The 24,773-nt window shown below is 68.8% G+C and carries 14 protein-coding genes; 6 read left to right on the top strand and 8 right to left on the bottom strand.

Going from position 1 to position 24,773, the window contains the following annotated elements:
- Positions 1–183: 183 nt before the first annotated feature.
- The 3 genes from PGB34_RS01370 to PGB34_RS01380 all read right to left on the bottom strand — a co-directional run bounded on the left by PGB34_RS01370 (position 184) and on the right by PGB34_RS01380 (position 2,496).
- Entirely contained in the window at positions 184–1,203 is a 1,020-nt protein-coding gene (locus PGB34_RS01370; RefSeq protein WP_271426272.1) for a FecR family protein, read from the bottom strand.
- An 82-nt stretch (positions 1,204–1,285) separates the two neighbouring features.
- Positions 1,286–1,822, bottom strand: a complete 537-nt coding sequence (locus tag PGB34_RS01375; protein ID WP_271426273.1) for an RNA polymerase sigma factor — start codon at positions 1,820–1,822, stop codon at positions 1,286–1,288.
- On the bottom strand, positions 1,798–2,496 hold the full coding sequence (locus tag PGB34_RS01380) for a TonB family protein (RefSeq protein WP_271426274.1): 699 nt from the start codon (positions 2,494–2,496) through the stop codon (positions 1,798–1,800). The genes PGB34_RS01375 and PGB34_RS01380 overlap by 25 nt, the downstream gene beginning before the upstream one ends.
- 293 nt (positions 2,497–2,789) lie before the next feature.
- Between PGB34_RS01380 and PGB34_RS01385 the strand changes: the two genes are divergently transcribed.
- The 6 genes from PGB34_RS01385 (at position 2,790) to paoC (ending at position 8,363) form a co-directional block, all read left to right on the top strand.
- A complete protein-coding gene (locus tag PGB34_RS01385; protein WP_271426275.1) occupies positions 2,790–3,389 on the top strand; it encodes a hypothetical protein in 600 nt (199 codons plus the stop codon).
- A 123-nt stretch (positions 3,390–3,512) separates the two neighbouring features.
- On the top strand, positions 3,513–4,073 hold the full coding sequence (locus PGB34_RS01390; RefSeq protein ID WP_271426276.1) for a DUF4142 domain-containing protein: 561 nt from the start codon (positions 3,513–3,515) through the stop codon (positions 4,071–4,073).
- A gap of 63 nt (positions 4,074–4,136) precedes the next feature.
- Positions 4,137–4,463 carry a hypothetical protein gene (locus PGB34_RS01395; protein ID WP_271426277.1) on the top strand — a complete coding sequence of 109 codons (327 nt, stop codon included), beginning with the start codon at positions 4,137–4,139 and terminating at the stop codon, positions 4,461–4,463.
- Between the two features lie 173 nt (positions 4,464–4,636).
- Complete coding sequence (gene paoA, locus PGB34_RS01400; protein WP_271426278.1) at positions 4,637–5,224, top strand: aldehyde dehydrogenase iron-sulfur subunit PaoA; 588 nt, start codon at positions 4,637–4,639, stop codon at positions 5,222–5,224.
- On the top strand, positions 5,221–6,180 hold the full coding sequence (locus PGB34_RS01405; protein WP_271426279.1) for an FAD binding domain-containing protein: 960 nt from the start codon (positions 5,221–5,223) through the stop codon (positions 6,178–6,180). The genes paoA and PGB34_RS01405 overlap by 4 nt, the downstream gene beginning before the upstream one ends.
- Positions 6,177–8,363: an aldehyde oxidoreductase molybdenum-binding subunit PaoC gene (gene paoC / locus PGB34_RS01410; RefSeq protein WP_271426280.1), complete on the top strand. Its 2,187-nt coding sequence runs from the start codon at positions 6,177–6,179 to the stop codon at positions 8,361–8,363. Before PGB34_RS01405 ends, paoC begins: the two co-directional genes overlap by 4 nt.
- 37 nt (positions 8,364–8,400) lie before the next feature.
- On the opposite strand, the gene PGB34_RS01415 is transcribed toward paoC, so the two are convergent.
- From PGB34_RS01415 to PGB34_RS01435, 5 genes are all read right to left on the bottom strand, one after another.
- A complete protein-coding gene (locus tag PGB34_RS01415) occupies positions 8,401–9,855 on the bottom strand; it encodes an HlyD family type I secretion periplasmic adaptor subunit (protein WP_271426281.1) in 1,455 nt (484 codons plus the stop codon).
- The gene (locus PGB34_RS01420; protein WP_271426282.1) at positions 9,852–12,104 is read right to left on the bottom strand and encodes a type I secretion system permease/ATPase; all 2,253 of its coding nucleotides are present in this window, start codon (positions 12,102–12,104) and stop codon (positions 9,852–9,854) included. The genes PGB34_RS01415 and PGB34_RS01420 overlap by 4 nt, the downstream gene beginning before the upstream one ends.
- A 112-nt stretch (positions 12,105–12,216) precedes the next feature.
- A complete protein-coding gene (locus PGB34_RS01425) occupies positions 12,217–21,462 on the bottom strand; it encodes a beta strand repeat-containing protein (RefSeq protein WP_271426283.1) in 9,246 nt (3,081 codons plus the stop codon).
- A 468-nt stretch (positions 21,463–21,930) separates the two neighbouring features.
- Positions 21,931–23,985, bottom strand: a complete 2,055-nt coding sequence (locus tag PGB34_RS01430) for a hybrid sensor histidine kinase/response regulator (protein ID WP_271426284.1) — start codon at positions 23,983–23,985, stop codon at positions 21,931–21,933.
- Positions 23,982–24,773, bottom strand: a complete 792-nt coding sequence (locus tag PGB34_RS01435) for a cytochrome c oxidase assembly protein (RefSeq protein ID WP_271426285.1) — start codon at positions 24,771–24,773, stop codon at positions 23,982–23,984. Before PGB34_RS01435 ends, PGB34_RS01430 begins: the two co-directional genes overlap by 4 nt.

A 24,773-nucleotide genomic window follows, 5' to 3' on the forward strand; every position in this document is an offset into this window, starting at 1 on the left:
GCCGCTTTCGCCCATTGAGTCCATCTGAACGCCGCGCGCGCTCAAGCCTGTGAAAGCGCGCCGCGGCCCTGCAACGGCCCCGTGCGCAAGCCGACTGCGCGACGAAACCCCGTTGCTGATAGGACGACGGACCTCTTCGGAATCCCCCAACTATTTTTTGGACCCGGCGCAGGGTCCCGCGCATCAGCTCAGCACCAGCACGCCGCCAGGCAAGGCGCGCGCACCCAGGTCGAAGGAGTGCTGGATCTGCAGCAGCGCCGCATCCAGGGCCGCGATGGAGAAGCGGCCGCTGACGGCGCTGTCCTGCTGCCCGCGCGCCATCAGCAGCACGCGGCCCGGCCGGTAGCGGTTGATCTCGGCGATGGCCTGGTGCAGCGGCGTGCGGTCGAACCACAGCTCGCCTGCGCGCCAGGCCGACACGGCGCGCGGGTCGATGTCGCGCACGCGGCCCAGGCCCTGCGCGTCATACACCAGTTGCTCGCGCGCCTGCAGCGCGCGCTGGCCGGCCGGATGCTCGATCTGCAGGCGCCCTTCCAGGCAGGTGACGCGCACCGCTTCGTCCTGCAGGTGGCGCACCTCGAAGCGCGCGGCCTGCGCCCGCACCCGGCCCGCGCCGGCCAGCACGTTGAAGGCCGCGCCGGTGGAAGACTGGTCGATGGCCGCCTCGCCGCGCAGCAGGTCGATGCCCTCGCCCGCCGCACCCGCGCTCTGGTGGCGGATGCTGGTCTGGGTGTTGAGCGTGAGCATGACCTCGCCGTCCAGCGCGAGCGAGCGCCGCTCGCCCGTGGCGGTGCGCACATCGGCGCCCCACTCCTGCGGTGCGGGCCACAGGCCCAGTGGCGGATGCACCACCGCCGCGGCCGTGGCAGCCGCCACCGCCGTGCCGCCCAGGGCCGCGCCCAGGAAGGCACGGCGCCCGGCCTGCGGTGGCCGCGCATGCCGCGCCATGGCCCGCTCATGCTGGGCCGCCACTTCGGGCGAGCCGCGCAGCAAGGCCCCCAGCCCCTGGCGCAGCTGGTGCCACTGGCGCCTGGCCTGCTCGAAGGCCGCGGCATGCGCGGCGCTTTGCTGCTGCCAGCGCTTGAAGGCCTGGATGTCCCATTGCGTGGCCTCGCCCGAGGCGAGCCGGCGCACCCAGACGCGCGCTTCTTGATCAAGCACGTCCGCGGGCGCAGAAGGGTTGGAGACCGGCAGCGAAGTCATGGAAGGCGTGGGTACGGGCAGGCCCTCAGGGTCTGCCTCATCCCGTAGACGTTGCGGGGGCGCCGAATCCCCCAACTTTTTTTCATTCGTCACGCATGCCTGTCATGTGCGCAGCGCAGAAGTCATGGGCACGCCGCAGTTCGTGCTCCACCGTGCGCAGCGAAACGCCGAGCTTTTGCGCCACTTCCTTCTGCGGCAGCCCTTCCCAGCGCACCATCATGAGGATCTCGCGGCGGCGGCGCGGCAGGCGCTCGACCACGCGCGCCAGCGCCTGCGCCTCCGAGCGCGACTGGGCGATGGCCTCGGGGCCGGGCGCGGGGTCCACCACTTCCAGCAGCGCCTCGGCCTCCGAGACGGGCACGGCGCGGCTGTGGCTGCGCTGCTGGTCCACCGCGATGTTGACGGCCATGCGCAGCAGGAAGGCCTGCGGATTGAGCACCGGCGCCTGGTCCTCCAGCCGCTGCAGGCGCAGCCAGGTGTCCTGCAGCGCGTCACCGGCCAGCTCCTCGCTGCCCAGGCGCCGGCTCAGGCGCCGCTTGAGCTGGTCATAGCCCTTGACCAGATGATCCAGCAGCACAGGCTGCGCACCGCGCATCACGGCGTTGCACCCTGCGGGCATGCACGGCCCGCCACTGCGCTGCGCGGCAGCAGCAGCAGCGTGATGGGCTGCACCAGGTCCGGCGGCGGCGCGCCCACCTGCACGCGCTGCATCAGGCCCAGCAGGGCGGCATCGCGCCGGGCCTGGCCGGTGGAGGAGAGCAGTTGCGCCTGGCCCAGCTTGCCCGTGGCGTCCACGTTGAAGCGCAGCAGCGCGCGGTACTCGCCCGGCGCCGTCAGCGCATGGGCGCACAGCGTGCGCCAGATGGCCTGCTGCATGCGCGCTTCATAGTCGCTGCGCCTGCTGCCCTCCGGCGCAAGCTGCGGCGCGGCCTGGGCAGCGGCGCCGGCCGCGGCGGCATCGGCTGGCCGCAGCACGAAGGCCTGCACCTCGCCCGACTTCACGCGGTCCACCGCCAGGCCGGTGCCCTGCAACATCAGCAGCAGCGCTTCTTCGGCCGTGTAGGTGCCGCGCACGGCGGCGGCACTGCGGCCCGCCACCAGGGCGCTGCGAAACACCGCGCTGCGGCGCGTGATGCCGGCATAGTGCTGCAGTGCTTCGTCCAGCGGCTGTGCCTGGATGTCGAAGGCGAAGCGGATCTGTTGTTCATCGAAGGCGCCATGCGCCGGCGCGGCCACGGTGGCGGCGTCGGTGTCCATCGGCTGCGCCACCGAGCCCGGCGCCCAGGGGGCCATCGCCGCACCTGCCAGCCACAGGGCGCGACGCGCACCTGCCCTAATGCCGCGCTGCCGCACCGCGACGCGGCGCGCCGACGGCGCGAAGGCGCGCGCGGGCTCGCACCTGGCCTTCGGGCCACGGGAGCAGGAGCGGGGATTGCGCGCGAAACAACAAGGGAAGGCCGCCATGATGACGGCGCGATGCTGACAAGGCCCCGTGACAGCAGCTTGACAGCCGCGCAGCCGGGGCCTGCGCGCATCCGGACACACATCGGACTGCGGATTCGCCGCACGCCATACGTCCTGTCTGCATGACCGGCAAAGCGCCCCACCGCCCCACTCCACGGCCCCTGCCCACGGCGCAGGAGGCGGCCGTTCCTCTGGATTGGCGCAGCCCGTGGTGGCTGTGGCAGCTGGCCTCCTTCGTGGCGGGCACCCTCTGCGCACCGGCCTTCGTGCTGGTGTGCAGCCTGCTGGCCATCGACGCCCGCAGCGACCATCCGCGCTTCTGGATGGCGCTGCCGGTGCTGGTGGCCCTGGGGCACGGCCTGGCCATGCTGGCCACCAACCAGCGCCACCACCGCCGGCCCTTCTGCAGCCGGGCCGCGCTGGCCGTGCACCATGCAGGCGTGGCGCTGCCGGCCGGCGCCGCGCTGTTCCTGCTCGCGGGCTGGTCCTCGCGCTTCCTGCCCGACCTGGTCGCCACCGTGGGCACGGGCGCTGCGCAGGGGCCGGACGCTCTTCGTGCCGCGGGCCTGGGCATGGCCCTGGCCCTTGGCTATGCCGTGCTGGCGGCGGTGCCGGCCGGCTTGGTGCATGCACGCCTTGCGTTCACGCGGCGCGCAGCGCCTGTGCCGACCCGGCCCGCGGCCCCGGCACACGGCCCGCATCATCCCGCGAGCACCACATAGTCCTTGCCTGACAGGCACGAAGGTCGCCGCGCTACACCGGCCGGGCGCAGGGCGCCACAGACTGCAGCACAGAACCAGGCACGCGCCCGCCGGCCCGCGCCTGCGCCATCCAGGAACCTGTGCATGAAGTTTTTTTCGCCCGCCCGCCCCTTCGCTCCCTTCATCCTGGCCGCAGCCATCGCCTGCGCGCCGGCCGCCTGGGCCCAGGCGCAACCGCCCTCGCCCACCGAGGCCGCCCAGGGCGTGCGCGACGCCCGGCTGAGCGACAGCGACCGCATCTTCATGCGGGGCGTGGCGCCGCTGGTCATCCGCATGCGCCAGCTCGGCGAAATTGGGCGCAAGCAATTGCCTGCCGGCGAAGGCCGGCGCTTCGCAAGCGCGCTGAGCGAGCAGTCGGACCAGGCCTTCGGTCGCCTGAAAACGCTCTCGCAAGCGCTTGGCAACACGATCCCGATGGACATGTCGGACCTGGCCGACCAGCGCCTGCGCGCCCTGGCCCAGGCCCGCGGCAGCGCGCTGCAGGCGCAGTACAAGGCGCTGGCCGTCGAATGGCTGGAAGAGGAACGCAAGTCGCTGCACGACGGCGACGAGCGCGGAGAGAACGAACGCGTTCGCCAGTGGGCGGCCGAACTGCACAAGGCGCGCGGCGACATGCTGGCGCAGGCGCGCCGCCTGCCGGGCTGAGGCCCGGCGCACCCCAAGCTGCCGTTGCGCCCGCGGCAGCCTTTTGATGCAAGGAGCCACCTCATGGCCACACCCGCCCGCATCGCGCGCATCTGGCGCGGACGCACCCGCCGCGACCTGGCGTACACCTATGAAGCCTATGTGCGCAGCGAAGGCATTCCGCCGCTGCGCAAGACGGCCCTCGGCGTGCAGCTGTTCAGGGAAGACCGGGAGCATGAAACCTGGTTCACCACGATCTCGTACTGGCCCGACTTCGAGGCCATGAGCGCATTCACCCGGGGCTCGCCCACGCAGGTTCATCACCTGGCGCGCGACGAAGAGCTGCTGATGGAGCTGCCGCAGCGCATCCAGATCCACCGCATCCTGATCGACGAGCAGGCGCTGCGCTGAATCCGGGCGCCGCGCTGTCAGCCAAGGCCCACGCCCGCAGCGGCCTTCTGCCCGCAAGCGCGCACCGCAGCGGCTTCACCATTGCAGCCAGGCCACGACAAGCACAGGCCGCCCAAGAAGCGGTGCGCCGCCGTGCCTTTTCGCCTGCATCCCCGGACCCGCGCGGAGCCCCCATGCCCACCCACGATCTCTCCCTCCATCAGGATTCCCGACCCACATCCACAGGCACGCCGGTCGATGACTCGCCGCCCTCCTTCCAGGTCCGCCTGGTGGTCAACGGCCGGCCGCGCACGCTGAAGCTGGACACCCGCACCACGCTGCTGGACGCGCTGCGCGAGCACCTGCAGCTGTGGGGCACCAAGAAAGGCTGTGACCATGGCCAGTGCGGCGCCTGCACGGCCCTGGTGGACGGCCGCCGCATCAACACCTGCCTGAGCCTGGCCGTGATGCACGAAGGCAGCGAAGTCACGACCATCGAAGGCCTGGGCACACCCGCACAGATGCATCCGATGCAGGCCGCCTTCGTGCGCCACGATGGCTTCCAGTGCGGCTATTGCACGCCGGGGCAGATCTGCTCGGCCGTGGGCGCGCTGCGCGAGCTGCGCGAAGGCGTGCCCAGCCACGCCACGCCCGACCTGCAGGCGCAGCCCCTGCGCTCGCCGGAAGAAATGCGCGAGCGCATGAGCGGCAACCTCTGCCGCTGCGGCGCCTACAGCAACATCCAGGCCGCGATCGCCGACGCGGCGGAGGCCTCGCGATGAAGCCCTTCCACTACGAACGCGCCCGCAGCGTCGAAGCCGCCGTGGACGCCATGGCCCGCGCACCGGGCGCCCGCTTCATCGCGGGCGGCACCAATCTGCTGGACCTGATGAAGCTGCAGGTGGAAACGCCCGCGCGCCTGATCGACCTCAATGCACTGGGCCTGAACCGAATCACCGCCACCGACGACGGCGGCCTGCGCATCGGCGCGCTGGTGCGCAACACCGACCTGGCGGCCGATGCGCGCGTGCGCCGCGACTACGGCGTGCTCGCGCGCGCGCTGCTGGCCGGCGCGTCGGGCCAGATCCGCAACAAGGCCACTGCGGCGGGCAACCTGCTGCAGCGCACGCGCTGCCCGTATTTCTACGACACGGCCATGCCCTGCAACAAGCGCCGGCCCGGCAGCGGGTGCGGCGCCATCGGCGGGCACAGCCGGCACCTGGCCGTGATCGGCGGCAGCGACCAGTGCATCGCCACGCATCCGGGCGACATGCCCGTGGCACTTCGGGTGCTGGACGCGCGCATCGAAACCGTGCAGCCCGGCGGCGCGCGCCGCACGATTCCGATCGCGGACTTCTACCGCCAGCCGGCGCAGGCCCCCGGGCGCGAAACGGTGCTCGCGCCCGCCGAGCTGATCACGGCCGTGACATTGCCGGCGCCCGTGGGCGGCCGGCAGCTCTACTACAAGGTGCGCGACCGCGCCTCCTATGCCTTCGCGCTGGTCTCGGTGGCGGCCATCACCTGGCCCGACGGCAGCGGCCGCGTGGCGCTGGGCGGCGTGGCGCACCAGCCCTGGCGCCGGAGCGAAGCCGACGCCGAGCTGCCCCATGGCCCGCAGGCCGTGATGGACAGGTTGCTGGCCGGCGCCACGCCGCAGCCCGACAACGCCTTCAAGCTGGCACTGGCGCCGCGCGTGCTGGCCGCCGCGCTTGCGCAGGCCGGGGAGCTGCACGCATGAAGTTCGATGCCCACGACACCGTCCTGCCCGATGCAGCGCTGCAGCACCTGGGCCAGCCCACCGAGCGCGTGGATGGCGCCAGGAAGGCCACCGGCAGCGCGCCCTATGCCGGCGAATGGCAGGAGGAAGCGCCCGATGCCGCCTTCGGCTGGGTGCTGGGCGCCGGCATCGCCAAGGGGCGCATCGCCCACATGGACCTCGAGGCCGCGCGCGCCGCGCCGGGCGTGCTGGCCATCGTCACGGCCGACAGCGCCGGGCCGCTGCACAAGGCCTCGCGCAACACGGCGCGGCTGCTCGGCGGCCCCGCCATCGCGCACTACCACCAGGCCATCGCCGTGGTGATGGCAGGCACGCTGGAACAGGCGCGCGCCGCGGCCGCGCTGATCGACGTGCGCTACGAGGCCGAGCCCGGCCGCTTCGACCTGGCCCAGGCGCGTGCCGATGCCCCGCTGGCCGGTGAGGGCGCGCTTTCCGAGGTGGGCGATTTCGACGGCGCATTCGCGCAGGCCGAGGTCCGCATCGATGCCAGCTACTGCACGTCCGACGAGTCGCACGCGATGATGGAGCCGCATGCCACGCTGGCCGCGTGGCACGGCGATGCGCTCACCGTCTGGACCTCCACCCAGATGGTGGACTGGTGCCGCACCGACCTCGCGCAGACGCTGGGCCTGCCCAAGCACAAGGTGCACGTGCGCTCGCCCTTCATCGGCGGCGGCTTCGGCGGCAAGCTCTTCCTGCGCGCCGACGCGCTGCTGGCGGCGCTGGGTGCGCGCGCCGCGGGGCGGCCAGTCAAGCTGGCGCTGCAACGGCCCCTGGTGATCAACAACACCACGCACCGGCCGGCCACGATCCAGCGCGTGCGCCTGGGCGCGCAGCGCGATGGCCGGCTCACGGCCATCGCGCATGAGAGCTGGTCGGGCGACCAGCCTGGCGGCCAGCCCGAGACCGCCGTCAACCAGACGCGGCTGCTGTATGCGGGTGCCAACCGCCGCACGGCCATGTACCTCGCGCAGCTCGATCTGCCCGAAGGCAATTCCATGCGCGCGCCCGGCGAGGCGCCGGGCATGATGGCGCTGGAAGTCGCCATGGACGAGCTGGCCCAAAGGCTGGACATGGACCCGGTGGAACTGCGGCTGCGCAATGACACCGACGTCGACCCCGAGCATCCGCAGCGCCGCTTCACGCAGCGCCGGCTGGCCGACTGCCTGCGCGAGGGCGCGGGGCGTTTCGGCTGGCACCAGCGCGTGGCCCGCCCCGGCGCCGTGCGCGAGGGCGAGTGGGCCATCGGGCTGGGCATGGCGGCGGCCTTCCGCAACCACCTGATGATGAAATCCGCCGCGCGCGTGCGGCTGGATGCCGAGGGCCGCCTGACGGTGCAGACCGACATGACCGACATCGGCACCGGCAGCTACACCATCCTGGCCCAGACGGCGGCGGACCTGCTCGGGCTGCCGCTGGCGCGCGTCGAGGTCAAGCTGGGCGATTCGGACTGGCCGGTGTCGGCCGGCTCGGGCGGCCAGTTCGGCGCGGCCAATGCCACGGGCGGCGTCTATGCCGCCTGCATGAAGCTGCGCGAAACCCTCGCGCGCAAGCTCGGGCTCGACCCGCTGCACACCGATTTCAAGGACGGCTGCGCCTGCTCGCAAGGGCGAAGGCTGCCGATCGAAGACGCGGTCGGGCCCGACGGCGCCATCGTTGCCGAAGACGGCATCGACTACGACAAGTCGCTGTCGCAGCAGTGGCAGCACTCCACCTTCGGCGCGCATTTCGTGGAGGTGGCGGTGCATGTGCACACGCGCGAGATCCGCGTGCGCCGCATGCTGGCGGTGTGCGCGGCGGGCCGCATCCTGAACCCGCTCACGGCGCGCAGCCAGGTGATCGGCGCCATGACCATGGGCGTGGGCGCAGCGCTGATGGAGACGCTGGCGGTGGACACCCGCCACGGCCTGTTCATCAACCACGACCTGGCCGGCTACGAGGTGCCGGTGCATGCCGACATCCCCTCGCAGGAGGTGGTGTTCCTCCCCGAGCCCGACCCGATGGCTTCGCCGCTGCAGGCCAAGGGCATTGCCGAGCTGGGCCTGTGCGGCGCCGCCGCCGCGGTGGCCAATGCGGTCTACAACGCCACGGGTGTGCGGGTGCGCAGCTTTCCGGTCACGCTGGACAAGCTGCTCGCGCACTGAGGCCTTGTGGGCGCAAGCGGCTCCGGGTCAAGACGCCTTATCGTTCCCGGAGGCTCTCGCTGCCCGCGCGCTGCAACGGGCTCAGCAGGAACTCGATCACGCGTCGCTTGCCGGTCTTGATCTCGGCCGTGAGGTTCATGCCCGGGCTCAGCTTGATCGGCCGGCCGTCGACGTCGAGCGTGGTGGCATGGAGGTTGAGCGTCACGGGGAAGATGGCGCCTTGCTTCTCGTCCTGGACCGCATCGGCCGTCACGGTCCGGACGGTCGCGTCCACGGTGCCATAGCGCGTGTAGGGAAAGGTCTCCAGCTTGATGGTCGCCTGCTGCGCCGGGTGCACGAAGCCGATGTCCTTGTTCTCCAGCGTCACCTCGGCCGTGACCTGTGCGCCGTCGGGCACGATCACCATCAGCGGCTGCGCCTGCGTGACCACGCCGCCCACGGTGTGCGTGGCCAGCTGCTGCACCGTGCCGGACACCGGCGCCTTGAGTGTGGTCAGGCGCTCGCGCTGCCCGGCCTTGGCCAGATCCTGTGTGGCTTGCTGACGCTTGAGCTCAGCCTGCGCTTCGCGCGTTCGAAGGCTGTGCCTGGTTTCGGCGATGTAGGCGGCCCGGGTGTTCTCGCTCTCGCGCAGCGTCGCGTTGGCTTCGGCCAGCCTCGCGCGCTGCGTCGCAAGGTCGCGCTCAAGCTCGATGCGCTCGCGTGTGCGGTCCTGGTTCGCATGGCTCGACATGAAGCCCTGCCTGGCCAGCGCCTGAAAGTCTGCTTCGCGTTGCCTGGCGATGGGCACGGTGCTTTCGAGTTTGGCGATCATCTCGCGCACCGTGGCGATCTCGGCCTGCCGGCGCGCGATCTCTGCGGCGGCCCTGGCCAGCTTGGCCATGATGTCGTTCCACTCGTCGCGCAGCTGCGCCTGGGCGGCCTGGGCGTCCGCCGTGGTCCAGCCAGCAGGCAGCGCCTTGTCCAGCCCGGGCGCACGCGCGCCGGCCATCCCGTCGAGCGACTGCAGCAGCGCGCGCGTGCGCAGCACTTCGGATTGCATGGACTTCAACTGCTCGTCGATGCTGGCCTTGTCGGCACTGGCTGCCGTGGGGTCGAGCTCGACCAGGGCCTGGCCCGCCTCCACATGGTCCCCGTCCTGGACCAGCACCCGCTGGACCACGCTCAGCTCCAGTGGCTGGATGATCTTGGTGCGCTCGCTCACGATGATCTTGCCCGGCGCCACGGCCACGATGTCGACCTGGCCGAAGATGGCCCAGGTCAATGCGAGCATGAACAGCGCGATCAGCGCATAGGCCAGGCGCCGGGGCGCCGGGTGCACAGGCGTGTCCTGCAGGCTGAGGGCGGCTGGCAGGAAGGCGGCCTCGTCGGCCAGGCGCTGCGGGCCGGCCAGCGCATGCCTGTGCGTCCAGGCGGCCTTGAGGATGGCGCCGTAGCGCCCGAGCAGCGCCCAGGTCGGATGAGGCGTCTGCTGGCTCGCCAGCTCGCGCTTCATGCGACGGCTCCTGCGTCGGCGCCTTCGCTGGGGTGCCCGCCACCCTGCATGCTCCACAGGTGCGCATAGATGCCCTTGGGGCGCGCCAGCAGGCTCTCGTGGGTGCCGCCTTCGACGATCACCCCCTTGTCCATCACGACGATCCGGTGGGCCTTGCGCACGGCAGACAGGCGGTGCGCGATGATGAACACGGTTCGCCCCTTGCAGATATGGGCCATGTTGCGCTGGATGATGGCCTCGCTTTCGTAGTCGAGCGCGCTGGTGGCCTCGTCGAAGATCAGAATGCGCGGGTGCGTGAACAAGGCCCGCGCAATGGCGATGCGCTGGCGCTGCCCACCCGACAGGCTGGCCCCCTGCTCGCCCACCATGGTGTCGTAGCCCTCCGGCAGCTCGCTGATGAACTCATGGGCGCCTGCAAGCCGCGCGGCCTGCATCACCGCATCCAGCGGCGCGGCCGGATCGACGATGGCGATGTTCTCGCGCACGCTGCGGTTGAAGAGCGTGTTCTCCTGCAGCACCACGCCCACCTGCCGTCGCAGCTGCGCGGCATCGATCAGGCTGATGTCGATGCCATCGACCAGCAGACGCCCCTGCTCGGGCACATACAGGCGCTGGATGAGCTTGGTCAGCGTGCTCTTGCCCGAGCCCGAGCGCCCGACGATGCCAATGACCTCGCCGGGGCGCACATCGAGGCTCACGCCCTTGAGCACCGGCGCTGCCTCGGGCCGATAGCGGAAGCTGACCTTGTCCAGCGTCACGCGGCCCTTGAGCGCGGGCAGTTGCGCAGCGGTGCTGGGCGGCGCTTCGGTGCGCGTGTTGAGGATGTCGCCCAGCCGGGCCATCGAGATGCCCGTCTGCTGGAAATCGGTCCACAGCTGCGCCATGCGCATGATGGGCTGCGACACGCGCTGGGCAAACATGTTGAAGGCCACGAACTGCCCCACTGTCAGGGTGTTGTCCATCACCAGGTGCGCGCCATACCAGAGCGTGGCGGCGTTCACGAGCTTGCCGATGAGGGTGACGCCTTCGTGCGCCCAGCTGGCGAGGTTCTGCGTGCGGAAGCTGGCCGAGATGTAGGCCGCGAGCTGGTTGTCCCAGCGGCGGCCGAAGGCCGGTTCCAGCGCGGTGGCCTTGACGGTCTGGATCGCGCTGACGGTCTCGACCAGCATGGCCTGGTTCTCTGCGCCGCGCGCAAACTTCTCGTCCAGCCGCCGGCGCAGCACGGGCACCACCGCCAGGCTCAGGCCGAAGTACAGCGGCATGCTCGCGAGCACGATCAAGGTCAGCGGCACGCTGTAGAGCAGCATGACGGCCACGAAGACGATGGAAAAGACCACGTCCAGCAGCACCGTGAGTGCGTTGCCCGTGAGGAAGCTGCGGATGCTCTCGAGTTCGCGCACGCGCGCAACCGAATCGCCGACACGCCGGGCCTGGAAGTAGGCCAGCGGCAGTTGCACCAGGTGGCGGAACAGCCTTGCGCCCAGCTCGACGTCGATGCGGTTGGTGGTGTGGCTGAAAACGTAGCTGCGCAGCCCGCTCAGAAGCGATTCGAAGACCACCACCACCAGCAGCCCGATGACCAGCACGTCGAGGGTGGTCAGGCCGCGGTGCACGAGCACCTTGTCCATGACGACCTGGAAGAACAGCGAGCTGACCAGCGCGAACAGCTGCAGGATGAAGGAGATCAGCAGCACCTCGCCGAGCAGCTTTCTGTACTTGACCAGGCTGGGAATGAACCACGAGAAGTCGAATTTGGCGAGCTCGCCCGCGAGGCTCGCGCGGCTGGTGATGAGGATGAGTTCGCCGCTCCAGTGGCTCGCGAAGGCCTCCATGGCCTGGATGACAGGCCGGCCGCTGGACGCCGCAGGGTCTTGAATCAGCACGCGCTGGGCGCCCTGGCCTTCGCACTTGGCCAGGATGACAAAACGCTGCTCGCCGGATTCACTGCGCAGCACGGCCAGCGCGGGCAGCGGCGTGTGGGGCAGCCGATCGGCCGTGGTGCGCACCGACTTGGCCTTGAGGTCCAGGTGCCTGGCCGCACGCAGCAGCGTAGCGGCGTCGATGGGCTCGGAAGGTGCAAGGCCCAGCTGGTGCGCCAGCAGCGAGGCGTCGACCGCGATCTGATGAAAGCGTGCGAGCGCGCAAAGCGCCACCAGCGAAGGGGGCGCCCCCTCGCCCGCAGCGGGCGGGCTGGCCTGCGCGGCCGGTTCCTGGGCGCCTGAAAGCGCCGTCATCTCTTCTGCCTGCATGAGACCTTCTCCCGTCTTTCTGCTTCCTGGCGAAGGAACGGCGCCGATGCGGCGCCGTTCCCTGTTCGCCTTTTCACCGCCCTGGTCGATGGCCCCGGCGCTTCTTGACCCATCAATGCATGGGATTGGCCGTCGCGGCAAGTTCACCCGAATAGGCCGGGTTGGCTGCCGCAAGTCCGGCCATGCCCACCCCGGCCTGCGACGGCGGTTGGCTCACGGCGCCCGGGCTGCTGGCGCCGAATGCGGCCATCGCCGCGATCAGCGCATTGACGCTGGTATCGGCCGACACCGCAGGCGCGCTCTCGCCGGCTGTTTTCGAAAGCGACCAGGCCAGAGAGGTGTCGCCCACCAGCTGGCGCTCGCCGTCCGCAGCTTCGAACCAGCTCGTTCCAACCGTCTCGGAGCCGTCGGCATGGCGCACCGCACCTTCGGCGTTGGAGACCAGCCCGATGCGCGCAACGCCGGCCTGCTCCAGCGTCTGCAGTTCGCCGGCATCGGTCTGGCCGTCCTGGTCCAGGTCGCGCCAGACGCGGAACTCGGTCCAGCGCGCGTCGTGCGCGTCCAGCACGTCGTCGCCATTGGTATCGAAGACCTCGCGCAGGCCGTCCAGATCGCTCACGGGATCGCTGTCCTCAGACAGCGTGCTGGGGTCGACCCAACTGGCAAAAGCCAGCTCCCTGGCCTGGTCGATGAAGCCGTCCGGGCCCGCACTGCCATCGGCGGCCAGGTCGATCGCCAGAAAGCCGTCCTGCGGCCCTGCCCAGGCCGTGGCATCGCCGACGCCATCGCCGCTCCAGTCAAAACGCGGGCCTTCGCCGTCGCCCGTTTCGGGGTTCAGCAACCGCAGGTCGATCTGCTGGTCGCCGTTCAGATCCAGGATGACCGGCGGCGCGGGAGGCACGTACTCATAGAACATGCCGTTGTCCATTCTCGTGGCCTGGTACAAGAGCGCGCCATTCGCGCCGTACAGGCCGGAGATGATGCTCCAGTCGAATGCGTCGTTCACGTCGTACGAGGTGCTGCCGACGGTGCCGTCCGCCCAATACTGGTCCTCCTGGTACATCGACCCGGAGGCATAGAAGTACTGTTCGGTCCTCCAGGTGCTGGTCTGATAGGTGGTGTTCTTCCAGCTCCCGTTGTCTGCTTTCTCGTACTCGAAGTACTTGGTGCCCGCTGCGTCGTAGTAGGTCTCGATGCTCGACCAGCTGTAGCTGTTCTGAGGATCAAAGCGCAAGTCGATCCGGCTTCCGTCGTCCTTGAACTGCTTCTCTGCCGTCTTCTGGCCAGCCGTGTTGTAGGTCTGCTCCACCCGAGTCCATGTTTGTGTGCTGGCAGCGTCGTACAGCACGTTGGTGGCAATCACGCCGTTGGTGTAGCTCGCCTCCGAGGTCTTGCGGTTGGCCGAGTCGTAGACCACCGACTTGGTCTGCTTGCCGGTGGCCGCGTCGAAGCCGATCTCGACCCTCGTCGCGTCGTCCATGTACTGCTTCTCGGCGGTCAACTTGCCAGCCGAGTTGTAGGTCTGCTCCACGCGGGTCCAGCTTTCTTTGCTGGCCGCGTCGTACAGCACGTTGGTGGCAAGCACGCCGTTGGTGTAGCTCGCCTCCGAGGTCTTGCGATTGACGGAGTCGTAACCCACTGACTTGGTCGCATTTCCCGTCGCGGCATCGAAGCTCACGTCAATCCGCGTGCCATCGTCCATGTATTGCTTCTCGGCCGTCTTCTGGCCAGCCGTGTTGAAGCTCTGCTCGACACGGGTCCAGGCCTGCTTGTTTGCCGGGTCGTACAGCACGGCGCTGGTGGCCAGTCCGTCCTTGCTGAGATTCAGCACGCCGCTGACCGCGGTGCCTACGAAGGTGGTCAGCGTTGCCGTCTTGTTGCTGTTGAGAAGGTACTCCTCAGTCTTGACGCCTGCGCCGTCCCACACGATGCGATGCGTGACCTCGCCCGAGCTCACGTTCTCGGCACTCGAACTCTTGAGTGTGCCGTCGGCGTTGTAGTCCTTGGTGCTGCGAACCACCGTGCCGTCGATGAAGGTCTTGGTCTCTTCCCAATGGTCGGTGCGGCCGTTGTTGTCGCTGTCCTTGCTCAGGACCCGGGTGAGCCCGTCCTGGCTGGTCGTGAGCGTGCCCTGGGCGGTCACGCCGCCGCTGGCATTGGTTTCGAGGTAGGACGTGAGCATGGAGCCATCGATGCGCACTTGCGAGGTGGCCGTGGTTTCCATGCGGCCGTCGCCGTCGTAGTCCGAGCGTTCGACCATGCTCAGGCCATTGCTGCTGACGGAAGTGATGACCTTGGCCGCGAGGGCCTGCTTCCAGTAGACCTGGCCGGCGACGAGGTTCCCGGCCTTCTGGGCCTCTGCATTGCGCGTCGTGGTCGTCAGGGCCGCGCCGGTGGCGTCGCTCACGGTGGTGGACAGTTCGTCGAACACGCCGTCGCCGTTCGTGTCGATGGAATGCGTCTGCGTCCGGCCGTCGGCACTGGTTGAGTTCGACGCCACCCTCACGCGCACGTCGGCGGCACCTGCAACCAGCTTGTAGTCGGTGGCCAAGCTGGCCTGGCTGCCGTCGGCGTTGATGCTGGTGGCAATCACGCGCTTCTTGTCGATGCTGCCATCCAGGCCCCGGTCCCATTCAACCAGGGACGAGAGGCCGTCGGCGCTCGTGGTGGTGATGACCTTGTCCTTGGTGTTGTTCGCGGTGAGGACCGTCTGGGTCGAGCCATCGACAAAGACCGTGTGCTGCTCGGTCTGATCGGCCGTGCCATTGCCGTCGATGTCGCGGCTGATGGTCTGCTCGCTACCATCGGCATGGGTGGTCGTGACCTGCTTCTGAACCACGCCGTTGCTGGTGTTCGTGAAGACCTCGGTCACGACCGTCGAGCCATCGGCCAGCCCGGCCGTGGCGTGGGTGTGCGTCTTGCTGTCGAAGCCGGCTTCCTTGTGCTGGGTTGTGACCGTTTTCCCATCGTTGCTGGTGTGGGTGGTCTGCTCGAAGATCGTGCTGGCGCCGACCGAAGCCACCACGGTCTGCACCGTGCCCTGGTCGGTGACGGCCAGCGAGTCGGTCAGGGTCTGGTCGATGCTGCCGTTGCCATCGGTGTCCCATTGCCGCGTCGTCGACTGACCATCGGCATCGGTGGAACTCAGGTAGCGCGAAGTCACGGTCGAGCCGACGGCGTTCTCGATGATCTCCGTCTTGGCATCTGCATACCCGGCCTGCGCGCCGAAGGCGGTAGAGCGCGTCTGGGTCTGGTCGGTCGTGCCGTCGGCGTCGAGGTCGTAGCTGACGGTGACGGTCTTGGCGTCAGCCGAGTGGTGCTCGACCGTGCGCTCCAGGGCCTGGTCCGTGCCGCTGTAGCGCGTAGTGGTGGTGGTCATCGACCCGTCGGCGCCCAGCAGCGTCGTTGCGGTGACGCGGTGGTCCACCGCTCCGTCGCCATTGGTGTCGTAGTCGATGCGCGCGTCCAACTCGTTCGCGCTTTCAACAACCACCTTGCGGGCGGCCGCCTTCACGCCGTCGGCAGCCAGCTCGGTCGCGGTCGTCGTGAGGCTGCCGTCGGCATTGCGCACGCGCGTCAACTGCTGGTCCAGCACGCCATCGCCGTCGATGTCTGCGCTCACGCTCATGGTCTTGGCATCGGCGCTCACGGTGGTGGTCGTCTTGCTGCGCAGCGCGCCCGACCCCTGGGTGTAGCTCACCGTGGTGCTCGCCCCTCCATCGGCAGCCAAGGTCGTGACTTCCTGCTTCGTGCCAGCCACCTTGCCTTCGCCGACCGTCCAGGTGGTGGTCTTCCTGAGCTGGTCGGCGCTGGTGACTACGACGGTCTTCTCGGTCAGCACGCCCTGCGCGTTGAACTCGCTCCAGCTCTGCGTGACGGAGCCGTCCGCCGCTTCGACGGTGCGTTGTTCGCTCGTGCGATCGGTGCTGCCGTTGCCATCGCTGTCGGTGGCAACGGTGAGGGTGAGGCCGTCGGCGCTGAGCTTGCTGACCGAGCTCGATGCCGCGCGGCTTGCATCCTGGCCGTTGGCGAAGGTGCTCGTCGCCGTGCTGACCGAGTCGTCGGCGCCCACGGTCGTGACAACGCGCGCGTCCTCGCGGCCGTCGCCGTTGGCATCCTCGCTCACCGTGGTCAAACGCTTGTCGGCGCTGGTGGTGGTGACGGACCCGGAAACCTTGGCACCAGCGCCGTTCACCACGGTCAGGGTGTCCTCGACCGCGCCATCGGCATGCACGGCCTGATGGGTGGCCGTGCGATCAACGTCGCCATCTCCATCGAGGTCCGTCTGGCTTGTGCTGACAAGGCCATTGGCGCTGACGGTGGTGCTGGTCTTGTTGACCAGCACGGCATGGGTTCCTGCGAAGCTGGCGGTGGTGGTGGTCACCGAGCCATCGGCCTGGTAGGTGCTCTCCTCGACCGTTCGACTTGCGAGCCAGCCGCGGTCGTACAGGTCGGTGGTGTGGTGCAGGCCGTTGGCGCTGGTGGTGGTTTGCGCCAGCAACTGAGCCTTGCCGGAGCCGGCCTGGCGGCTCAGTTGCGAAGTCCGTGAACCGTCCAGACCCAGGGTGGTCTTGTCGGTGGTCACCTCGTCGATGACGCCATCGCCGTCCAGATCCAGACGCGTGATGGTGGTCAGCCCATCGGCGCTGACTTCGGTGGTCGTGCGCTCGACCACGGTGCCGTCTTGCGCCATCCAGGCGACGGAGGTCGAGTTGCTGCCGTCGGCCAGCACAGCGGTGTGCTCAACGCGGTCGGCCGCGCCATCGCCGTTCTCGTCCACGGTGGTGTGCGTGCTTCCGTTCGCGCCCTCGGTCTGCACGGACTTGGCCAGCAAGCTGCCGTTGGCGGCCTGGGTCTGCACCGTGAGCGTGCTGCTGCCATCGGCGCCCAGGGTGGTTTCGGTGGTCGTGGTGCGGTCGGCCACACCGTCGCCCGTCAGGTCGATCTGCTCGGTGAGTTTCAGGCCGTTGCCCGAGATGGTCTTGACGGTCGTTCCCACCTCCAGGCTGCCGTCGGCGTTGGTGGGAGTGCGCGTTTCAGTGCGGCTGCCATCGGCATGCAGCTGCGTGACGGTGGTCACGGTCTGCTCGTACTGAAGGTCGCCGTTGTGGTCTTCACGCACCCTGCTTTGTAGGCCATCGGCCGAAACGGCCGTTTCGCGTATGAAGAGCAAGGTGACATCGGCCGCGAAGGACGCCTCGGTCTTCGTCATGCCGCCAGTGTCGTCCAGCTCCACCAACTGCCCGTTCTCGAACACTGGATCGCCATCGCTGTTGATGCTTGTGTGCACTTCCTTGCCATTGGCGCTGGTGGAGATGTAGGTTTTGGACAGCAGCAGCCCTGTGCTCGTGCGCTCTTCGATCGTCCGCAAGCTCCCCCCGTCAGCATTCAGGCGCTTGACGTCGGTGAGGACGCGGTCCACGCTGCCATCGCCGTCGAGATCGCTTTGCACCGTCAGGCTCAAGCCATTGGCACTTGTCGTCTCCACGCGGCTGTGCCGCGTGACGCCGGTGGCGCTGCTGTCGGTCGTCGTCACGCTGGAGGAACCGTCGGCATGAAGAACCCGAACCTGGGTCTGCCGGCTTTCGGCCAGGCCGTCGCCATCGGCATCTTCGCTCAGCGTGCTGACCAGCCCGTTGGCGCTGACCGTGCTCACGGTGGTGGAGGTGGTCGTGGCGCCGCGCCGGGTCGAGGTGGTGGTGGTGCGGCTGCCATCGGCATGGATGACGGTCTGCTCATGCGTGGCTTCATCGACCAAGCCGTCGCCATTGAGGTCGAGCTCGGTGCTTTGCGTCAGGCCGTCAGCACTCACGCGGGTCGTTTCGCGTTGCCAGACCTTGCCATTGGCCGCCAGGTGCGTCAGCGTCTTCGTGCTGCTGCCGTCGGCGTGCTCGACAACGACGCCCTGGCGATCTGCCGCGCCGTCACCATCGGCGTCTTCAACGGTGGTGGTGGTCTTGCGGTCCGCACTCACGGTGATGACCTGCTGGTCCAGCCTCACGCCCGATGCGCTGGTGGTGGTGACGGTCTGCGTTTGCGCGCCGTTGCTGTCCAGCACGGTGATGTCCGTGCCGATGCGGTCGGCGCTGCCGTCGCCGTCCACATCGGTCCTGACCGTTTTGCTCAGGCCGTCCTTCGACACGGTGGTGCTGATCGAGCCCAGCAGCTTCCCGGTCTCTGCGCCACCTGAGCTGTACTGCTTGACGGTCTGGGTGCGGCTGCCATCGGTGTCCAGAACCGTCGTGTCCGTCGTGACGGCATCGATGGTGCCATCACCGCTCAGGTCCTCGCGCACCGTCTGGGTCAGGCCGTCCGCAGAAGTGCTGGACGAGGTCAAGCCCACGCTGGAGCCATTCGGATTGAAGTTCGACACGGTGACAAGGCTGGTGCCATCGGCGGCGACCTGCGTGTCCGTGATCTGATCGTCCGCGCCATCGCCATCGAAGTCCTCGCGCACCAGGGTCCTGGATCGGTCGGCGTTGATGCTCGTGACCTGCGAAGACAGCAGCGCGCCGCTGGCGCTGCGCTGCTGCACCGTCTGTGTGCTCGATCCATCGGCCGCCACCACCGTGACGTTGGAAGTCTGGCGGTCCGCGACGCCATCACTGTTGAGATCTTCGGCCAGCGTGTGGCTCAGGCCGTCGCCGCTGGTCGTGGCCACGGTCTTGCTGCGCAGGGTGCCATCGCCGTTGTAGGACGTGACGGTGTTGACCACCGAGCCATCGGCCACGGTGCCGGTGACCGAGACTTCGCGCTCGTCGATCTGGCCGTTGCCGGTGCGGTCGTGCTCAATGGTTTGGGTGCGGCCGTCGGCGCTGGTGATGGTGACGGTCCTGCCGATCAGGCTGCCATCGGCGCTTCTTCGCTCGATGGTCAGGGTGCGACTGGCGTCGGCTGCCACCACGGTCACCTCGCTGGTCTGCAGGTTGAAGCTGCCGCTGCCGGTTTCGTCAAGACGGATGGTCTTGCGCAGGCCGTCTGCGCTCGAGGTGGTCTCGGTCTGTTGCAGAACCGCACCGTTGGCGGCAAGCTTCTTGAACGTCGTCGAGGTGGAACCGTCGGCGTTCGTGACAAAGACCTGGCTCTGGTCGTCGCGGCCATCGCCGTCCTGGTCGATCAGCGTCGTGACCACGCGCAGGTCCGCGCTGGTCAGGGTGGTGGTCTTGCCGCGCAGGGCGCCGCTGGCATGGAAGTCGGCCACCACGCGCCTGCGGGTGCCGTCGGCCAGCACGCTCGAGTCCACGGTCTGCGAGCGGTCGAAGCTGCCGTTGCCGTCGTCATCGAACCGGGTCTGCCGGTGCGCGCCATCTGCGCTGGTTTCGATCTGGTGGTGAAAGGCCAGGCTGCCGTCCTTGTGATAGCCGCGCACGTCTTCGCTGGTGGAGCCATCGCCCAGCACCAGCTTGCTGCGCTTGACGGTGTAGCCGCTTGCGTCCATGGCCAGCGTGGCGTCACCGACCAGGCCCTTGCTGCCGTCAGCCTTGGTGTAGGAGGCCGTGCCCGTGATGGCCGACCCGTCCTCGAAGCTCTGCCCGCTGCCGGTAGGCGTCAGGTCAATCGACTTGATGCCCAGCGAATCCAGTGACACCAGTTCGTCTCCGACCGCCACCTTGAAGTCGGCCCAGCGCGCATCGCCGGCGTCGAGTTGGCCATTGCCATTGCTGTCGAAGACTTTCTTGAGGGCGCGCAGGTCGCTGGTCTCGCTCTTGTCCCATTCGGTAAAGACGATCTCGCTGGAGCGGCTGATCTTGCCGTTGGCATCGGCGTCGAAAACCAGCACGCCGTTGCCTTCGCCGGCCCACGCCGCACGGTGCTCCTGACCGTCGCCCTTGAGGTCCACGAAGTGCGAGGATGAGCCCAGGCTCTCGACGCTCAGGCCGTTGCCTGCCAGGTCCAGCAGCACGGGCTGGCTGCCGATGCCCTTGCCGCCCATGCCGCGGTCGGCGCTGGCGTAGCCGCCGCTAGAGTAGCCGCCGCTGGAGGAGGAGCCGCCTTTGCTGGAGCTGGAGCCCTTGCCTGAGGAAGAGCTGCTGCTTGAGCCCGACTTCGCACCGCCCTCGGTGCCGGCCACGCCGCCAGAGCTGCTCCAGCCGCCACCGCCGCCCGAGTAGCTGCCTGACGAAGACTTGCCGCCACTGCCCGACTTCGCGCCGCCCTCGGTGCCGGCCACGCCGCCAGAGCTGCTCCAGCCGCCACCGCCGCCCGAGTAGCTGCCTGACGAAGACTTGCCGCCACTGCCCGACTTCGCGCCGCCCTCCGTACCGGCCACGCCGCCCGAACTGGTCCAGCCGCCACCGCCGCCCGAGTAGCTGCCTGACGAAGACTTGCCGCCACTGCCCGACTTCGCGCCGCCCTCGGTGCCCATCACACCGCCCGAACTGCTCCAGCCCTTGGATGCGGACGACGCCTGCGCGGCCTGTGCCGCGGCGGCCGCCATCGCGGCCTCGCTCTTGTAGCCCCCGTAGCCCACGGCACCGATATTGGTCACCGCCGCTGCCGCGCCGCCCGGCGAAGGCCTGTTGGCAGCGTTGGTCTCCGAGGGCGTGTCAAAGCCGCTCCAGTCCGGTAGCGCGCCGGCCGCCTTCGCTGCCAGCGCCGAGCCGGTGTAGGCGAACTGCGGATTGGCGTAGGGGGCCCCTTGCGAAGCGTAGGGGCTGTTGTTGGGGTTGGCCATTGCCTGGCCGAAGGCCGCGCCTGCATAGGGCGCAGCCGCCCCCGGAGAGGGGCGATTGGCAGCATTGGTCTCGGAGGGCGTGTCGAAGCCGCTGTAGTCGGGCAAGGCCCCAGCGGCCTTTGCGGCGAGCGCAGGGCCTGTGTAGGCGTACTGCGGGTTCGCTTTTTGCGTCACCGTGGGCGGGGCGCCGACGGAGTAGGTGATGTGCGTATTGGTGGGGTAGTTGCCGGGCTGCGCCATTGCCTTCGCAAAGGCGGCCCCCGGGGTATAGGTGCCGACGGACTTGTTGATCTTGTTGTCGTCAAAAAGATCCTTGGCGAAGGTCACGGCCTGCGTCAGCGCAAGCTTGGCATTGAAGGCCGCCAGCAGGCCGCGGCCGTAGGTCTCGTCGCTGAGCTTGTCCAGGAAGGTCTTGTTCGCAGGATCGACGTTGTAGACCCCATCCTTCAGGTAGCTCTTCATGTTGTCGACCAGCTTGCGGTCTGCGTCTATCGTGTCGTAGACGCTCTTTGCCTTGCCATAGGCATAGTCATGGCTGAAGCCCATCAGGTCCTGCTTGTCAGCGGGCGCCACGTTGAACTTGCCGCCCCAGGCGCCGCCGGTCCAGCCGGGGCCCAGGTAATTACCGTGGGCAATTGCGCCGGCAGCGCGCCAGCCGCCTTGCGATGAATCTTCAGTTGGCATGATTTCAATCCCTGTTGACTAATATTGACGTTTGATTCAAACCGCAGCCCTGACGCAGGCGGGCAAACGGCGCAGCGCACATGGCGCAGCAGGTGCTTTTCTTGGCAATGGAATCGAGTGCCACACACCCAAAAAGCGCGCCATTATTTATTTGAAGAACGTCCTCCGGTTCCGCAGTAACACTTTATTTTTAGTGAATTTTCTGTGACAGCGCATTTGGTAAAGCCTGAGGGGCTGTGGCCAGGGGAAACTCAAACGACGAGAAACGTTTTTGTATTTAATGGTCTTTCTAGTTTTTAATCGACAAATATTGTTTCTCGAGTGCCTGCGAAGAGCGAAGATTTGGCTTTTAAAAGTCAAACAATGTCTCTATTGGGCAGACGCCGGCTGCGACCAGCCAGCCGCACCAGCGCCGGCAAGACAAAAAGGAATGCCCGGCAGCACGAGCCGGCGCGTGCTGCGCAGGCCCTAGATTTGTCGTTGGGTGCGCTGCCTGGCCAGCACGCTGCGCACCTTCAGCGCCAGCGCCTCGCGCGTGTAGGGCTTGCCGATCAGCTCCACCCCGGCATCCAGCCGTCCGCCATGGTCGATGGCGTTTTCGGTGTAGCCCGAGGTGAACAGCACCGCCAGCTCGGGCCGGCGCTGCCGGGCCAGGCTGGCCAGTTCGGTGCTGCGCATGCGCCCCGGCATGACCACGTCGGTGAACAGCAGGTCCACCTGCACGCCGCTTTCGAGGATGGCCATGGCCGACGCCGCGTCGCGCGCACTGAGCACCTCGTAGCCCAGGTCCTGCAGCAGGTCGCTGACGGTCTCGCGCACGGCGTCGTCGTCTTCGGCGACCAGCACCGTTTCATGGCCGCCCAGCACCCGCGTGGACTCGCTGCCGGACGACAGGCGTTCGGGCTCCATCGAGCGCGGCAGGTAGAGCTTGACCGTGGTGCCATGGCCCGGCTCGCTGTAGAGCTTGACATGCCCGCCGGACTGCTTGACGAAGCCATAGACCATCGACAGGCCCAGCCCGCTGCCCCGGCCCTCTTCCTTGGTGGTGAAGAAGGGCTCGAAGACCTGCGCCATGAGCTGCGGGCTCATGCCCACGCCGGTGTCGCTCACGGCGACCATCACGTACTGGCCCGGCTCCACGTCGTCGTGCAGGCGCGCATAGGCATCGTCCAGGTGCGCATTGGCGCATTCGATGGTGAGCTGGCCCACGCCCTGCATCGCGTCGCGGCCGTTGATGGCCAGGTTCAGCAGCGCGTTCTCCATCTGCGCCGCGTCGACGAAGCAGTTCCACAGCTCGCCCGAGATCACGGCCTCGACCTCCACGCTCTCGCCCAGCGTGCGCCGCAGCATGTCCTCGATGCCCGGGATCAGCCTGCCGATGTTGAGCACCTCGGGCTCCAGCGGCTGCTTGCGCGCGAAGGCCAGCAGCTGGCTGGCGAGCTTGGCGCCCTTCTTCACGCTCTCCAGCGCGGTGGCCAGGTGGCGCTCGGCGCTCGGGTTGCCGCCCGTCACCCGGCTCAGCAGCTGCAGGTTGCCCGAAATGACATGCAGCAGGTTGTTGAAGTCGTGCGCCACGCCGCCCGTGAGCTTGCCCACGCTCTCCATCTTCTGCGCGTGGTGCAGCGCCGCTTCGGAGGCCCGCAGGGCCTCGGCCGCGCTGCGTTCGGCGCTGACGTCGCGGCCCACCAGCAGCAGGAGCTGCTCGTCGGGCACCGTGCTCCACTCGATCACGTGGTAGGCGCCGTCGCGCGCGCGGCAGCGGGTCTCGAAGCGGAAGGACGCGCCGGATTCGGGCAGCCCTGGAATCACGCGATGGCTGACCTCGCGGTCCTGCGGATGCAGCAGCCAGGCCAGCGGGCGCCCCAGCAGGTCGGCCGTGCTCCAGCCCAGCAGCCGCTCCCAGGCCGGGTTGGCCTGCCGGATCTGCGTGGAGCGGTCGCAGATGAGCATCAGGTCGGTGGACAGCCGCCACATGCGGTCGCGGTCGGCCGTGCGCTGCGCGATCAGCTCGTCCTGCGACTGCACCCAGCGCTCGAGCCGCTCGGTGGCCAGGAACTTCGAGGTCGTCTCCATGACGGTGTCGATCAGCCCGACGATGCGGCCCTGCTCGTCGCGCAGCGGGCTGTAGCAGAAGGTGAAGTGGGCCTGCTCCGCGTAGCCGTGGCGGTTGATCTGCAGCGGGAAGTCCTCGATGAACACGGCCTCGCCGGCAAAGGTCCGCGTCACGAAGGGCTCGATCGCATCCCAGGCCTCGGCCCAGGCCTGCGCGAAGGAGCGCCCGAGGGTGTCCGGCTTGTTGCCCAGGATGACCTTGAACGCGTCGTTGTAGATCATCGTCAGGCTCTCGCCCCATACGATGCATTTGGGGAAGTGCGAGGCCAGCATCATCTCCACGGGGATGCGCAGATGCACCGGCCACTGCGCAATGGGGCCCAGCGGCGTGCCGGACCAGTCGAAGGCACGCACCGCCTCGCTCATCGGGCCCGGGGCGGCCGGGAAGTTGTTGGAGAAAGCAGCGCTCACCGCAGGGGCCTTTGCCAGGTTGGAATGCGTGGGCCCATTGTGGGGGCGCGCGGCGTGCGGCGCAGGAACACGCCAAGCGCGGCCGCCATGTAGGCCATGCCGCCGGGCACCCACATGATGAGCCCGGCCAGTTGTTGATCCACCAGCGGCGACAGGCCCCAGGCCCGCGCCCCGGGCGCCTGCAGCGCATAGAGCGGCGTGCCGGCGAAGGTCAGCAGCGCGCCCAGCAGCCCGGTGTGGGCCAGGCTCAGCAGCAGGGCCACCAGCACCGCGCCGCGCTGCGCCGGCCCCGCATGAAAGGCCTGCCGCCCGAACGCGAAGGAGGCCAGCGCCAGCGCCGTCGTCAGGCCCACGTGCACCGGGCCGGAAAGCAGTGCCGCCGCATACACCACGGGCAGGTGCCACAGCCACAGCAACAGCCCGTGCAGCGTGGCCGCGGCGCCCAGCCGCGCGCCGCCCGCATGCCGCGGCGCGCGCCAGCCCGCGGCCAGCAGCGCGCAGCCGGCCACCAGCACCATGAGCTGGGCCATGTGGGCTCCCGCCAGCGTGGCGGCCAGGCGGCACAGCGGCGAGACCAGCGCCAGCGCCAGCAGCAGCAGGCCGACCAGCCGCCATCGCCGGGCCGCGCCGGCCGGCAGCCCGCTGCGCCACGTCGGCGCCAGGGCCCAGGCGGCCAGCAGCAGCAGCGGCACCAGCGTGGCGGGCGCCAGGCTCCAGGCCCGCCACCAGCCCTGCGGCAGGGCCGGCAGCGCATCCACGGTACACAGGCTCATCAGCGTGCCGGACAT

This window comes from Xenophilus arseniciresistens (assembly GCF_028023875.1).
GTDB classification, from domain to species: domain Bacteria; phylum Pseudomonadota; class Gammaproteobacteria; order Burkholderiales; family Burkholderiaceae_C; genus Xenophilus; species Xenophilus arseniciresistens.